The sequence below is a fragment of the Occallatibacter sp. genome, assembly GCF_049802275.1.
Classification (GTDB): domain Bacteria; phylum Acidobacteriota; class Terriglobia; order Terriglobales; family Acidobacteriaceae; genus Telmatobacter.
Genome location: NZ_JBARMD010000037.1, coordinates 1 through 15148, shown reverse-complemented (window position 1 = coordinate 15148; position 15148 = coordinate 1). Strand labels below are relative to the sequence as shown.

Sequence of the window (15148 nt, the reverse complement as noted above, 5' to 3'; positions counted from 1 at the left end):
GCGCACTCGGCGCCGAATCCGAAAGCAGCGATTGTGCCGGCGCAGCCGGACAAATAAGACTGAGGCATAGCACTGCGGTCAGCGGTCCATGGCAAAACTGCATGTACGGCTCCTTACCTCAGGGTGGATTGTGACCTCGTGGCGAATCAGACCTGTACGTTTACAATGACTCCATTTTTCACCGGAAGTTGTGGTCACAGCGCGCTTTTGCCCCCTTCGTAACCTTCAATAACCAACCCTTCGCCGCGGGAACCGAGACAGATTGCGCTTTCGGTTCCTCCCGAAAGCACGCATCGATCCTCCAAGTCGCCTCAAACCCCTCTCCCCGTCGCCCTGCGCTTTCCGTTGGAATCACCTGATTCTAAAGACCCAGCCATAGCACAATCGAGTTATTTAAAGCGCCAGGCCTTCCGAATAAACTGGTGATGATCTTTAAATTATCGTTCACGCCTGCTGCTCCCCTCGGCTTGCGGCTCAACGAGGTAAGAGCAATGCACTCATCCGAGTCTGGGACATACGGAGCAGAGCGCCCCCGCGTGCTTATCGCCGAAGATGACACGATTACCCGGCTCATACTGAAACATTGGATCCAGCGCTGGGGCTATGAAGTCGTCGTAGTCGACAACGGCCAAGATGCCTGGCAGATTCTTCAGCAGGAGAGGCCGCCCGAAGTCGTCATTATCGATTGGGGCATGCCGGGAATCGATGGCATCGAGCTTTGTCGCCGCCTGCGCGATAAGTCCCGTTCCTATTACCACTACATCCTCATGGTCACCGGCCGCACCGAAGAACTTGATGTGGTCCATGCACTGGAGTCAGGCGCAGACGACTGTCTGGGAAAACCCTTCGCCGAGCCCGAGTTGCGTGCCCGCCTGCTTGTCGCAACTCGCATTCTGGCCCTCCAGAACGAGCTCATTCATGCCCGCGAAGAACTGCGCGCCCAGGCCATGCGCGATGGGCTCACCGGCCTGTGGAACCGCACCGCTTTCCTGGACCTTTGCAAGCATGAACTGGATCGCGCCGCGCGAACGAACGGCCGAACCGGCCTGTTGATGCTCGATCTCGACAATTTCAAGCTGGTCAACGACACCTACGGCCATCTGGCGGGCGATCTCGTGCTCAAGGAAGCAGCTCGCCGACTGAGTCAAAACGTCCGCTCTTACGATTTCGTCGGCCGTTTCGGCGGAGAAGAATTCTTCGTCGCTTTTCCTGGTTTGGACAGGGACCAGTTATGCCAGCGCGCAGAAGCCATCCGCATCGCCATCTGCAGCGATCCGATCCCCACACCACAAGGCGACGTGTCCATCACCCTAAGCGTTGGAGCTGCCGTCGCCGTCCCTCCTCAAAAATCAGTGTCCGAATTGCTCGCCATTGCCGACGTCGGCCTCTACAAGGCCAAAGACTCTGGACGAAATTGCTCCGTTTTCTGCAAAAAACCCCAATCCGAAATACTCAACTCCAACTTGCCTCACCGCGACCTCTGCGTGCAGTGCGACGCAGGATCTCCATCCAGCTGCGTAATCTCCGCACCTTGCACCTGTTAGTAGTGAGACGAGTGGAGCGGAGATGCTGTGGCTTGCAAATCGATGATCGGTTGGAAAAATCTGTCGAGGAGGGGATCGCGGCGGTAAACCTGGCCTTCAGCAGCCCTTCTTGCACCGCTCCATGATGGCCTTGTGCAGCCGCTCTCGCAGCCCCACCGGCATCTCGTACACCTCATGTGAGCGATAAATCTGGATCGTCTTGCGCGTAGTGCTTAACGTGACCTCGCAGTGTTCGCAGCCGCGCAGGTGCTCCTGCAGATCGGCGCGCATCTCCGTCGTCACCGAATCGTCGATCAGATCGTCGAGCATAGCCAGAAACTCAGTGCACGTCACTTTTCACTCCCTTTTCCTTGGGAACCTTCTTCCGCTTGAAGTAGCGGCTGAGGCGTTCGCGCAACTGTAAACGGGCGCGCAGCAAGCGAGACTTCACGGCAGGCACGCTCAATCCCAGCGTCTCCGCCGTCTCTTCCGTGGAAAGTCCATCCACGTCGCGCAGCACAAATACCACCCGGAATCCCGGCGGCAGCCCCTGAATGGTTTTGCGAAGAATATTGGCCAGCTCTGACTGTGTGTAGTTCTGTTCTGGATCGGGGGCCCAGTCCGCCAGGTCGCGCGGAACGCTGCCCTCTTCCGTCTCGATGTCCTCGTCGATCGAGACCATCTTGCCCGTGCGCCGCTTGCGCAGTCGCATCAGGCTCTCGTTTACTGCGATCCGAACCAGCCATGTGTAGAACTTTGAATTCCCTTGAAATTGATCCAGCTTCTCGTACGCCTTCAGAAACGCGTCCTGCATTACGTCTTCAGCATCTTCACGGTTCTGCGTAATGTGCTGCGCAATCCTGAAGATCTGGCGATCGTACTTGCGAACGAGCTCATCGTACGCTGAGATATCTCCGCTGCGGACCCTTTCAACTAAGGCCACATCGGGATGCTGCTCGTTTTCGCCTGCTATCGATTGGATGGTCGCCATGGGGGTTGGTTGCGGAATTCTCTGGGACGGCCAAAACAGGCCGAATCCCTGCGTCTAAGTGTAATGGACGACCCCGCCCCAGCCAACTCGGAATTCCGCCCGGAGAGACAATCCATCCGTGATTCCCAATGGAACGTTACGGTACGGGTACTTCGCTGTTCTCCGCACCCAATTCAGGCTTAAAGTGGATCTATGAACTCAGTTTCTCCCCCTCTTCCAACGCAGGTTCCGGCCAGGATGCTGGCTGCCGTACTCTGTGCTCTGCTGGCGGTCACTCCTGTTGAGGGGAAAAGGTACGACGCGCAAGCGGCCAGCTCCTCTGATAGTTCGAGTTCCACGACTCACACGTCCAAAAAGTCCGGCAGCTCCTCAACAAAAAAACCAGCTCCCTCCACCAGCCACACCACAACCTCGTCTAAAAAACCCGCCTCGGCCACCGAGAAAAAGACATCAACAACGACGCACCACTCCGCCACCGCTCCCCGTGGCAAGAAGAAGTACGTAAGCCCCGCCGAGCGTCGCCGCCGCGCAGCTCGCGCCCACAAGATCAAGCTGGCCTTCGTCGCCTCCACCGAACTCCGCCCCATGGCCCAGCAACTCGCTACCCTGCGGACCCCGGCTGCATACGCCGGCGTCACCTCCTATGCGCACGCGCATTCCGGAGAAGCCGCGGCAGCTGCCTATCTTGCTCTCGGCCACGCCTATTTTCTCGATAAGCGCTATACCGACGCGACTGCCAGTCTCCATCAAGCAAAGCAGTCCGGCGAAGAACTCAACGATTACGCCGACTTCCTCGCCGCCAAGGCAAATCACGAAGCCAACCAGGAAGCCCAGGCCGACGTTCTCCTCAAAGGCTTCAAAGAGAAATACCCCGACAGCATCTTCGTCGACGAAGTGCCCGAGCTCGAGGCCAACGTGCTGCTCGACCTCCACGATCCTGCTGGAGCCAGGCACGTTCTCGATGCCGCAGCCAGTGATCCTGCGGCCGGCCGTCCTGGATATCAACTCGCCGCCGGGCTCGTAGCCCAGGCACAGAATCAGAACCAGGATGCCGTCCGTATCTTCAAAGCGCTCCTGCTTGCTTACCCGCTTTCAAACGAAGCTGCCAGCGCGCGCGCGAGGCTTACCTCCCTGGGTGCTGAAGACTCCCTCACCAGCGACGAACTCCGTACCCTCGGCGACGCCTATTACAAGGCCGGGCACTACGAAGAAGCCGCCGAACAATACCGTTCCCTCGCCCAGAAGTTCAATCTCGATACGCAGACCCGCAATGGCTTCGCGGTAGCTGCCGCAGCATGCGATCTGAAGCTCAAGCGCCTCACTGAGAGCCAGGCATCAGCCCTCGCCGACACTCCCGATGAAAACGGCGCGCGCCGGCTCTACCTGCTCATGGAACTCGCCCGCAACCGCAACGACCTCGACGAGCAAACGCAAATCGTTACCCGCATGGAAACGGACTTCCCCCAAAGCCAGTGGCTGGCTGAAGCACTGTTCTCCAGCGGCAACATGTACCTCCTGCGCAAAGACTATCCGCGCGCAGCCGAATACTACACCTACCTCGCTGAGCATTTTCCCTCGAACAAGAACGCCGCCGCCGCACATTGGCGCGCTGGCTGGCTGAACTACCGCCTCGGAAACTTCAAAGACGCCGAGCGCATCTTTGATGAGCAGATTCATAATTTCCCGGGCACCACTGAGACGGCTTCTGCGCTGTATTGGCGTGGTCGTCTCTATGAGACCCAGGATCACGACCTGGCTAAGGCGGCGGCCAACTACCGCACCATTGTCCGCGTCTATCAGCACTTCTTCTATGCGCAGATGGCCCGTCAGCGTCTGACCGCGTTGGGCAGCACCGCGCCCGTTTCAACTCCCGATCTCGATCAGATCAAGTCCGCAGACGTGCCGACCCTTGCCGAGACCTTCCCTGAGGACAGTCCGCATCTGGCCAAAGCAAAACTGCTCGCCAATGCCGGCCTCAATGACTACATTCCTCGCGAAATCGCCGCCGATCCCGACTCAGGTTCGTGGAGCGCCCTTGCCGAAGCGCAGATCTACGCGTCTTACGGTGAGGCCTATCGTGCCATGCGTGCCCTCAAGCGTGCTCTGCCCGGCGCCGCCAGCGCGTCCATCCAATCCATCCCGCTCGCCTACTGGCACATTCTTTTCCCTGAGCCTTATTGGACGATCATCAAAGCCGAGTCCGCCAAAAACAATCTCGATCCCTATCTAGTCGCGTCCCTCATCCGCCAGGAATCGGAATTCAACCCATCGGTGATCTCCTACGCCAACGCCTGGGGCCTCATGCAGCTTCTGCCGTCCAACGGCAAAGCGCTGGCACGCCAGGAGGGAATGACCCACTTCCAAACCTTCCAGTTGCTCGATCCCGAGACCAACATTCGCCTCGGCACCCGTTTCCTCAAGCAGACACTCGATAAGTTCGGCGGAGTTCCTGAGTACGCGCTGGCCGCCTACAACGCCGGCGATAGTCGCGTAGAAGACTGGCAGGCCGCAGGTCCTTACAGCGGCATCGATGAGTTCGTCGAATCCATTCCGTTCACCCAGACCCGTGAATACGTTCAGGCAATCTTGCGCAATATCGAAATCTATCGCGAGATCGACGCCAGCACCACCACATCGGCATCAAAGGTTACGAGCGGCAGATAAAACGCATTACCCGGGAATCTGATTTGCTACTAGCCTCGTCCGATTCTCGTTGACTTAAAACCCGCCGCGCATAAACACTACGAAGCAACCGGAGAGGATTCGAATCTCCATTCGCTGCACGTTGTTGAAAGACGGACCACCCAGCACCAACGGAACTTGCTTCGTTACGTCAAATTCCCGGAGGGCAGGATGTCTACCGACTTGCAATTCCTCGAAGAATGGATCCCCGAAAAAATGGACCCCGGCACGGTTTTCCTTCTTGAAAACCAGTCCAAGCTCGGTCATGCCCAGAATCCATATATAGCAGTCATGTCTTGCCCCCGCTGCGGCACCATGGGCTTGATCACCCGACGCCAGCTCTGCGAAAAAGAAACCATGATCTGTGGCGGAGACACCTGCTCAGCCGAATACAAGCTGGAAGGCGAAAACATCCAATACCGTAATCCGCAATAACGTGCAAAGAAGACCACGGAGTCGTCTTTGGGGCAGGACTTCACACGTGTGAAAAACTCACAGCGTGACGGAGTCGTGTCGGCGCAGAGCTTCCCAACTGCTAAGAACTCGCCACTTCACAGTGTCTGTATCAGATAAGGACTTCAGCACGCCGCAACCTGGACCGGGGTTTAATCGGGGCATGGCTCAGTCATGCAGTAACCTCGACGGGTGTATGAATCAGGGGCGGCCTCAGTCATGCCGTAACTTTGGACGGGTGTTTGTATCAGGGCATGGCTTCAGTCATGCCGAAAGCACCGCAAACAGGACCGGGCTTTTTAGCCCCTGAGGGATTCTTTTCGATCGCAAATCGACTCTTTCCGCGAGTTCTTCAGCCGTGTCGAACGATGCGAAGACTTCAGCTAAAGAAAAATCGTCCGAAGCAGAAGCCCAATCCCGCGAAACCCGGAGTCCGGAACTCCAGTCCCGATCCACTCCTCCGCTCCATTTCGATTTACCATTGACTTGACGCGCATCCCACAAGCCCGGATGGCGAAATTGGCAGACGCAGCGGACTTAAAATCCAAGTGATACCTATATAAACTGCCTGAAATCAGTTGGTTGTCGCTTTACTTTTCGTTTCACATCTGCTACACAATTACACATGTGCACGGCATTTTTGAGGCGCGAAGGAGCTAACAATGTCCGAAACCTTAGAAAGCCCAAAACCCAAAGCAGAAACCCACAAAACCATGGGCGGCAAGGTCAACATCTACCGCCGCGAAAACAGCGACAACTGGCAGTGCTCGACCTTCCTTAACGGGCGCAACTGGCGAGTCTCAACGCATGAAGACAGCCTCGGTCGGGCGAAGGACTTCGCCGAAGATTGGTATCTCGCCTTGCGCGGCAAAGCGCACGCCGGACTTCTTCAAAAGGAGACGCGACGCCAAGGCAAGAAATTCAAAGAAGCCGCCGCGAAATTCCTCGAAGAGGCTCCAATCCTCACGCAGGGCCAGCGCGGCCCGACTTGGCTAAATCAGCATGAGTTGAAGCTGAACGGCATCATCCTTCCGTTTCTTGGCGAGAAGCATCTTGCCGAGATTACATCCGGCGTCATTCAGGAATACCGCATCTGGCGCGCGCAGAACTGCAAGACAGGCGGCACTCCGGCGCGGAGCACAGTACACAAGGAGATCGTCTGCATTCGTCAGGTACTGAAGACGGCCAGGCGACACGGCTGGATCGAATACCTCCCTGACATGTCGGTCCCCTACAAGACTTCCGGCAAGATTACGCACCGGGCATGGTTTTCACCGGAGGAGTACAAGAAGCTCTACGAGGCGACGCGCAGGCGGGCGCAAGAGCCAAAGCAGGAGCGCTTCAAATGGGAATGCGAACAACTGCACGACTATGTGCTGTTCGCCGTCAATACTGGACTCCGGCCCGATGAAGCGTGGGCACTGCAATTCCGCGACGTGACGGTTGTCAAAGACGAAGCCACTGGCGAAACGATCCTTGAAATTGAAGTGAGAGGCAAGCGCGGCGTTGGTTATTGCAAGAGCATGCCCGGCTCGGTCAGGCCGTTCGAACGCCTGAAGAGCCGATCGCGTCCAGTGCGGATCGACGAACCCGGGAGGGGAGGGACCAATGAAAGGACGCGCTTGCCTGAACCCACCGACCTTCTCTTCCCCAAATGGCAGCGCTAATTGTTCAACACCATTCTCGACGAAGAGAAGCTGAAAGCCGACCGCGATGGTCAAGCGCGTACCGCGTACAGCCTTCGCCATACCTACATCTGTCTGCGCCTGATGGAGGGTGCGGATATTTACCAGATCGCCAAGAATTGCAGGACATCGGTCGAGATGATCGAAAAATTCTATGCCTCGCACATCAAGACCCGCCTCGACGCGGCGGCCATCAATATCATGCGCAAGAAGAAGGTGGCCAAGGTAGTAGCGAAGGAACTTCGCACCGGGACTTAGCCTTATACTTAAGTTGGCCACGCGGGCGTGGCGGAATCGGCAGACGCATCGGACTTAAGCGCAACTTGAGTGCTCGCTGGGAAACCGGCGATGCAGAACTGCTCAAATTCGGGGAACCCTGTGAAATGGCGATCCCGAGCCAAGCCCCGACGGAGAACTCCGGAGGGGAAGGTGTAGAGACTAGACGGGCAGCACCTACCGCCGAACGGCGACGGACCGAACGGTCACGGTGAAGGTATAGTCCAGACCACAAACCAGCCGGAGCGCCCCTGGGACGCGCTTTTCCGGCAGGGCGGCGAAAGCCGTAGAGGGTAAGAAAATCCGTTGGGGCGCAAGCCCCGTGAGGGTTCAAGTCCCTCCGCCCGCACCACACTCGTAGTCTAGTTCACACACTCGCTGGCGCGCTTACAATGGTCAGCACCGGGAATCATTGCACGATAGTTTGAATCGTTTGAGGGAGGCTGGAGAACATTCTGCGCCGCGGCAGGGCCGCGGTTGGACGAGTTCAGCGATCACAGGTGGGGTCAGCCTCGCCCAGTAGCCGGGTAATTCCTGTAGGATTCTCCTAATCATGGCGAGCGTAAGAGAGCTGGCAGCCCTGTTTAAGTCGCTGGGCTTGCGAGACATTAGTGGTGCAGAAAAGACCGCGAAGAACATCATCGCTGCGGAGCGAAAGAGGGGGCGTGCGTCTGCTGCACAAATGCTGAGCGCGGCCCTGAATACCACGGATGTGTCGGGTTGGAGTCCACCCGCTTCCGTTGAAGGCATTGCGCGCGAATCGACGTTCCTAGCGTCCGCTCTCACCCCGCGCCGAGATTCCCTTCATCTTTCGGACGTCATGCTGCGTTCGAGCGCCCTTCAGGCGTTAAGGGGCGTAATTAAGGAAACTCGTTTCGGCGATTTGCTTCGCGCCAAGGCTATCAGCAGGCGATCAAAGTTGGTCTTTATTGGGCCTCCTGGATGCGGGAAGACGATGACAGCGCAAGCCATGGCTTCAGAACTAGGCCTTCCCTTGTACGTCGTGAGGTTCGATGCGGTTATCGGGTCGTACTTAGGGCAGACCGCGACTCATTTGCGAGAACTGTTCCAGTTCGCGTCGACAACTCCCAGCGTATTGTTGTTCGACGAGGTGGATGCACTCGGCAAGCAGCGCGGGAGCTCCCTCGATGTCGGTGAGCTAGATCGAATTGTGATCGCGATGATGCAGGAATTGGAGCTTTTCAGCTCTCCTGGCCTGCTTATTGCAACCTCGAACCTCCCTAAGAGCATTGATCGTGCCCTCTGGCGACGCTTTGACTTGGTCCTTGATTTTCCTGCCCCTGCTTCGCGCGAAGTGGAAGCTTATGCGAAAGGGATCGCTCGGCACTATCACGTTGATCTTACCCGTGGCATCCTCACCCGTCTCACAAAGGTAAAAAGCTACGCAGAGGCGAAAAGGATCGTGGAGTCGGTGGCGCGCGAGGCCTTATTAAGGGAGTTGCAGGATGGCGCCTGAGAAAATCGTTGAGCCTCGCAATTACTACTTGAACGAGCAGCACGAGTTAGGCCGCGGCATAAAAGAGGGCGGCAGCGTACCTCGCTACGCGCCTATTGATTGGAGCGCGAGGGGCAAGAAGATAAGCGGCTCGCTGAGACAGGTAAAAAGGGAGATCGAAAAATCGTTGGATCCCTTGCGCGACAGTCACTATTTCATCGTGGCTAAGCCTGAGGAGTCAATTAAGAAACTCTCGAAGGACAAGACGAAGGCACCTCCAGGCGAGTTCGCGACTGTTGTCGAACATACTGACTTCTCCGGCGCACACTCCAGAGTATTCAATCGGCTTGGCTTGGATCTCATCAGGGTAACGGACGAGGGCTCCGCTGTGGTGCACTTAAGGCCCGAGATATTGGATCAACTTGCGAGTACTTCGGAATCCCTCGAAAGGAGTGGCAAACGCGAGCAGGCTAGGTGGGTGGCCTTCGATGAATTTCAGGCGATACCCGTCGAGGTGAAGTTGGACGAAGAGTGGATGAATGAGTTACCGAAGGATTCGGTCGCGGACGCTGTAATTGAGTTCCAACCACTTCTGACCATCATCGAGATTGACAGATTGATTCGAGCTGTCGGCGGACGACTGCAACGCTCATTCGAACTCATTACGGGTACCGGTTCCGACTTTTCGGGTCGCCAGTGGCTACGGGGCCGGTTGCTACCATCTTCTATTCTGGATATCGCGAAGACTTTTTTTTCGGTGCAGTCCTTACATTCGCCATTGATTTCGCATTCAATGGCCGCGCAAAAAGGATTTCAAAAAGCGGGCTCCGCGGTTTCGCAGGCTCCGGTGATTTCCTCGTTGCCGACTATTGCGGTGGTCGACACAGGTACCCCGGCCGACCATGCCATCCTAGGCCCTTACAAGCGCGGGGCCTATACTGCGCCGACAGCCGTATCCAATAGCCCTAAGCGGCATGCCAGTTTCGTGGCCTCTAGAGCGGTATTCGGTGACGTGGACTACGATGAAGGGATCCCCGGCGTTACACCGTACGGTTCGGCTCGTTTTTTCGACGTTCACCTCGGCGGCGCCGGCTACTCGGAGATTGAGGACAAAAGCGTTCTGCCCGCATTGAGCGCCGTCGTCGCAACGTCTCCCGATGTGCGCATATTCAATCTAAGTTTTGACACTGATCCGCTGGACCACTTGTCGTCCGTGAAGCGATCGGAAATGCTCACTTTGGTCCAAGATTTGGACAACTTTGTTTTTCAGAATGACGTCGTGGTGGTGATCTCGGCAGGAAACAGTCCTCCCGGTATACAGCCCGAGTCGCCCTACCCCGCACATTTCGACGACCCACGATGGTCCCTTGGAAGCTGGGCGCGTAGCTTTAATTCACTGACCTGCGGAGCAATCGTCGGAAAGCTATCCGCTGCTGGGCTCGCACAGCAAATTGGCTGGCCCAGTCCGTTTTCTCGCGTTGGGCCGGGGTTGTGCAGTAGCCCGAAGCCGGATTTCGTCGAAAACGGAGGGAATACCGATAGTACCTATAACTATGCGGCTGGCTTGGGTGTTTGGGGATTGACCGACACTGGCTTTTGGGAGGATCGTTGTGGGACCTCATATGCAGCTCCGCTGCTCTGTCGGCAAGTTGCAGACGCATTCCTGAAGCTCGATACGGTGTGTGAAAAGGGAGCGCGGCCTTATGGCGTTACTGCCAAGGCGTTTCTCTTCCTGACCAGTGTTGATCCTCCCAATTGTGAAGCTTTAGGGCCCGACTTTCGTCGGGCACTCGGATCTGGAATTGCGCGCGTGAATCGACTCCGGGACCCCGTCCCGAATTCGGCTGTTTTCATTTGGCAGGGCGTGCTTGAAGATAGTGACGACATCGCTCATGTACAAATTCCTGTGCCCAAAGGTTGGTTGGCGGATGCAGCAGACCCACACTTAAAACTCGTTGTGGCATGGGACCCGCCCGTGAATGCAGCAATTTCAAATTTGTGGGCTACGCGGTCAGTTAGCTGTCAGCTCCGAAATCATCCTGATGCCAAGGCGCTCAGAGGTCGCACCCTCCACGCTGCGCCGACCTATGCAGATCCCCGAGAGTGCATGAAGGTGTGGGCACAAATGGAGTGCTCTGAGCGGCGCTGTGAATTACAGGAACAAGTCATCAGAGTCGTTGAGTCGCTCGCGGCAAGAATGGGGCAGTCATCGGTACTCGTTCTGCGCCACTACCCATCGACGTTCGCTCTTGCAGCCCGCGATATACTTAGGATCAATTGCGAAATGGAGACGTTTTACATGGTCGCCGAGCGCCTAAGTCGCCGCGGTGGTGGTCTATCGACTTTTCTCGACCTTTCTCAAATTGAAGCTCCCGAAGCATGTCTCTATCCGCATAGCGTCTTCGTTGTTCGAAAACAGGCGTGAACGAGTTCCCTGCATAGGGGAGACATGCACTTCCCCAAGAAACCAGAAAACTTACACATAAGATTTCACATCTTAATCACTGTTTGCTGTTTACTATTGTTAATTCAGTGAGTTATTGGCAGACGCAGCGGACTTAAAATCCGCGGCCCGCAAGGGTGTGGGGGTTCAAGTCCCCCTCCGGGCACCATAGAATCCCCACAAACTACGCGGCTAGCTGGCCATTGGTCCCGGACGAGAAACACTCCGCGACAAACGCGGCGGACATCGAGCCTCATCTAAACGCCAGCGTAAAGTCTATCCCACTGAAACTGTTTAGCTTATTAAAAATGCTTGAGCGAGCAAAGCTTGCACATTTGTTACACATTTTCATGTCTATTCGTTCTTGGCGGTCTTCCTGCTATTTGAGAACTGCTGGCAGATCTGAGTTGTGTCGATGGGTAAGTGCAGAAGCTGAAGTTAAACCGTTCGAGGCCAGTACTTTTCGCAGACGCTCAATTTCTGCTCGAAGAGCTTTGTTTTCTTCGTCGAGATCACGTTCTGGAAAGGCATCTGCCCGCCTTCAGCCATAGCATTTTTTAATCCCGCGTCAAACCTGTCTTCCCAAGACCTATCGCTGAACTCTTGTCTGTTCCACAATCGGTCTTGGGTCCAGTTTGTCGAGAATCTCCATGAACTTGGGCCTGTTCTTGCAGCGCAGTCGTATGTCTGCGAGCAATCCATCCCATTCGCTGTTCCGATGAAGCCCTTGAAAGATGGGCCGCATCTTGCGTAGATAACCAGCAACCGCCTCGTAAGCGGGAGCGCTAGCGTGCGGTAGATGATCGTCCACGCGCTGACGATATATTGCAAGCGACCGCTCGGGATGCGATTCTGCCACCGCGGCCGCCACGCGATCTCCATAGCCGCCCGATCCATACCATGTCATGCGTCCTCGATACTGTTGTCCGGCAGACATGGCGTCGTACCAACGGAGCACGTCATCGTGCCGATGGTCGGCAATGGCCATATCAATCAGCACATCAAAATGTGAGCTCGCTGGCCGGCCCAAATTGGATCCGTTGTTCAATAGCGGAAGCAGATAGTCCGGCGTTGGCAGCGGCCATTCTGGATTCGCTGCGCCCTTCACCGACGCCTTACCTGGCGACGTCAGAGGAGAGACGCCGGTCTCGAGAAAGTTGAGCGCAATGCCGCGAGTGCTGTCATTGCAGCCGGCTTTGACTGCAGCCTTGAGCAACTGCTGAAAGCTCTCGCGGCTGGGATGAGTGAAGAATCCCAATGCCGCGTGAGCCGCGGCGATTGGCCATTGCCTGCGCTGTACCGCCATCTCGCCCAGCAGCTTTTCCAGGCTCGACGCGATACCGGGCAGCTTTGCGACTGTCTTTTCGATTCCCTCGGCCGCCCAGCGCTGGGCCTCGTCGTACCGCTTCATCTCGATCAAGCGTTGGACCAGCCGTTCGTAGCTGCCGGAGATGCGGGCTTCCTGTTCGCACACTGTAAGAATCTCGTCGTTGCGGCCCGCATTCTCAAGCGCTCGGATCAACCAGTCGGCGATGCGCTCGTGCTGGTATTTTCGGGAGAAGGGATCATCTTCCTTCACAAGCGACTTCGCGCGCTGAGCTATTACATCGGCGACTTCGGACCACGCAGATTCTTCGCCAGTCAGCTTCAAAACCGCGTCGGCGGCATCGTTGACAATGCCATAGTCGTCCCGTAGATGCGCGTCAATGGCGAAAAGCAGTTTGCGCACTGGTGTGAGCGTTGATGCAACTACGGCTTCAAAGATCACCGGCAGGCATTCGCCCACGGCTTCCGCGGTTTCGCCCTCATCGTTCGATTGGCCGATCTGCTCGTTGCCCAACGTCATGATTTCTGTTCCAAGGCGCACCACGGCGTCAGGATGCCCGAGTTCCAGCAACCGTTCCAGACGATGTTTCACGCGACTGTAGTCCGGCGTCTGTCCCTCACCCGTCCAACAGTTTCGCCAGCCGGCCTCGGAAGCGACGAGTCTGAGTTCTTTTCGCGTTTCGGTCACCAGGCGGTCAACATTACCCTCGCCTAATGCAATACGATCGCTGAACTCCTCTCGCAACTCAGGAAAGCGCTCAGTGAGTGACCAGACCAACGCCACTAATTCCTCGCGGTTCTTGGCTTCGATATATTTGCAGATTTTTTCGTCTGTTACGTTGCGTGTTTTCTTTTCGGAAACCGCCTGGTGCCGATGACGGTCGACATGGAACACTTCCTCGTCATCATCGTCTTCGGAGTCCATGTCGAGATCGTCCGCTTCATCGTCGTCATCTTCTTCGCCGCTCTCGTCGGCGAGCATCTCCCATCGCTCATCGTCCTGGTTTGCCGCAGGAGTTTCCCCGCCCTCGCCCAGTCTCTCAAGATATTCGGCCACTACCGCGACAGCGTGTTTGCAACTGCTCGAACCCACCGGACAGGTGCAGCGGGAATGAATCGCCCCTCGTCTTTTCGGCGATGGTTCGCACCAGACAGTAACTGCATACCGTGAGCCGCCAGTCACTGTAGCCAGAAGCCAGCCATTCTCTGATATCGCGAGATCATGAACGCGCCTCTGTTTTTGATAGGCTCTTCCGCGATCGACTGAGCGCGATCCCGCCCATTCAGTCAGATCGTCCCAGCTCAGAGCCGCCCAGGCGCCATTTCGTACGCCTCCAGACTCCTTGCTCTTGCCCGCGCGTTGTTGCTTTGAACTCATCCATTTCATCCTGAGCTGATTCGGTGTTGGCCGCTACGATGAAGCCGGTGATGATGGCAAGGGAGGATACGGTTCCCCGCGAAAGCTCTCATCGTCGGTTCTTCGATAATAAAAGGATGGTGGCATTTCGTTACATCATCAAGCCCAATTTCGATTCATCGATTGAACTTCGAAAGCGTGATCTGACGGCTGCGAGGGAAATTTCATAGCGAACCCTCAACTGTGCAGGGTGGCCGTCGCCTGCGTGACGCGTTAAGTATCGGCAGGCTAAGCGATACCGATTGAATGCGTGTGGCTGGACATATTTTATAAAGCCCTATATATTGGACCATATGTGGATATAAGGCTTTATATATGGAGCCTTAAAGATGAGATCGAGTGTATCAGATGTCTTGCCCTCTGCCGTCAAGCGGTCGCTGATCAAGTTCGGCAGCGATCTTGCGACCGCGCGGCGGAAACGTGGACTTACTATCCTTGCCGTCGCCGAGCGCATGGGCGTCGCCAAGAATACGTACCTGCGCGCAGAGAAGGGCGACCCTCGGGTCGGCCTTGGCGTTTATGCGATGGCACTTTTCGTTATGGGCTTTGGCAGCTCTCTAGGCACACTTATCGACGTGAGCCGCGACGACACCGGCCTTCTGCTCGATGAAGAACGTCTGCCCAAGCGCGTGCGCATGAAGAAAGCGCGGGTGCCCCAGTCATGAAGCGGACCATTGACGTTTTGCTCAGCGAGGGGCAGCAGGTCGGCACGCTGCGTTACGACCTGCAAGGGCGTCGTGAAAACGCTGCTTTCGAGTACGGCGCAGGTTGGCTCGGCGACCCCGCGCATTTCGCTCTTGGGCCAACACTTCCGATCCAGGCGGGACCACAGTTCCATCGCAAGTCGAAAGATGGTTCTCTCTTCCATGCCGCAATTGCCGACACAGAGCCCGACG

At 56.5% G+C, this 15148-nt stretch carries 12 protein-coding genes; 9 read left to right on the top strand and 3 right to left on the bottom strand.

Annotated features, from left to right (window positions below; genetic code table 11):
• Window positions 1-491 precede the first annotated feature (491 nt).
• Window positions 492-1544 carry a GGDEF domain-containing response regulator gene (locus WA354_RS01065; RefSeq protein WP_472811157.1) on the top strand — a complete coding sequence of 351 codons (1053 nt, stop codon included), beginning with the start codon at window positions 492-494 and terminating at the stop codon, window positions 1542-1544.
• 96 nt (window positions 1545-1640) lie between these two features.
• Here the strand turns inward: WA354_RS01065 and WA354_RS01060 are convergent, their stop codons facing one another.
• Both WA354_RS01060 and WA354_RS01055 read right to left on the bottom strand, forming a co-directional pair.
• Window positions 1641-1877 (bottom strand): anti-sigma factor family protein, encoded by a 237-nt coding sequence (locus WA354_RS01060; RefSeq protein ID WP_472811156.1) that lies wholly within the window; start codon window positions 1875-1877, stop codon window positions 1641-1643.
• Window positions 1864-2514, bottom strand: coding sequence for a sigma-70 family RNA polymerase sigma factor (locus tag WA354_RS01055; RefSeq protein WP_472811155.1), 651 nt, complete (start codon window positions 2512-2514; stop codon window positions 1864-1866). Before WA354_RS01055 ends, WA354_RS01060 begins: the two co-directional genes overlap by 14 nt.
• Window positions 2515-2751: 237 nt before the next feature.
• Here WA354_RS01055 and WA354_RS01050 point away from each other — a divergent pair, with 237 nt between their 5' ends.
• The 6 genes from WA354_RS01050 (at window position 2752) to WA354_RS01025 (ending at window position 11491) form a co-directional block, all read left to right on the top strand.
• On the top strand, window positions 2752-5178 hold the full coding sequence (locus WA354_RS01050; RefSeq protein WP_472811154.1) for a lytic transglycosylase domain-containing protein: 2427 nt from the start codon (window positions 2752-2754) through the stop codon (window positions 5176-5178).
• Between the two features lie 189 nt (window positions 5179-5367).
• Complete coding sequence (locus WA354_RS01045) at window positions 5368-5631, top strand: hypothetical protein (RefSeq protein ID WP_472811153.1); 264 nt, start codon at window positions 5368-5370, stop codon at window positions 5629-5631.
• Between the two features lie 680 nt (window positions 5632-6311).
• Window positions 6312-7316: a site-specific integrase gene (locus tag WA354_RS01040; RefSeq protein WP_472811152.1), complete on the top strand. Its 1005-nt coding sequence runs from the start codon at window positions 6312-6314 to the stop codon at window positions 7314-7316.
• Window positions 7317-7592, top strand: coding sequence for a hypothetical protein (locus WA354_RS01035; RefSeq protein WP_472811151.1), 276 nt, complete (start codon window positions 7317-7319; stop codon window positions 7590-7592).
• A 571-nt stretch (window positions 7593-8163) separates the two neighbouring features.
• Entirely contained in the window at window positions 8164-9087 is a 924-nt protein-coding gene (locus tag WA354_RS01030) for an AAA family ATPase (RefSeq protein WP_472811150.1), read from the top strand.
• Window positions 9088-9115: 28 nt separating this feature from the next.
• Window positions 9116-11491 (top strand): S8 family serine peptidase, encoded by a 2376-nt coding sequence (locus WA354_RS01025; protein WP_472811149.1) that lies wholly within the window; start codon window positions 9116-9118, stop codon window positions 11489-11491.
• 607 nt (window positions 11492-12098) lie between these two features.
• Here WA354_RS01025 and WA354_RS01020 read toward each other — a convergent pair.
• Window positions 12099-14213, bottom strand: coding sequence for an SWIM zinc finger family protein (locus WA354_RS01020; RefSeq protein WP_472811148.1), 2115 nt, complete (start codon window positions 14211-14213; stop codon window positions 12099-12101).
• Between the two features lie 368 nt (window positions 14214-14581).
• On the opposite strand from WA354_RS01020, the gene WA354_RS01015 reads away from it, so the two are divergent.
• Together WA354_RS01015 and WA354_RS01010 are read left to right on the top strand one after the other, a co-directional pair.
• Complete coding sequence (locus tag WA354_RS01015) at window positions 14582-14917, top strand: helix-turn-helix domain-containing protein (RefSeq protein WP_472811147.1); 336 nt, start codon at window positions 14582-14584, stop codon at window positions 14915-14917.
• Window positions 14914-15148, top strand: a 235-nt coding sequence (locus WA354_RS01010) for a HipA N-terminal domain-containing protein (RefSeq protein WP_472811146.1), incomplete at its 3' end; no start/stop codon positions are given. The genes WA354_RS01015 and WA354_RS01010, both read left to right, overlap by 4 nt.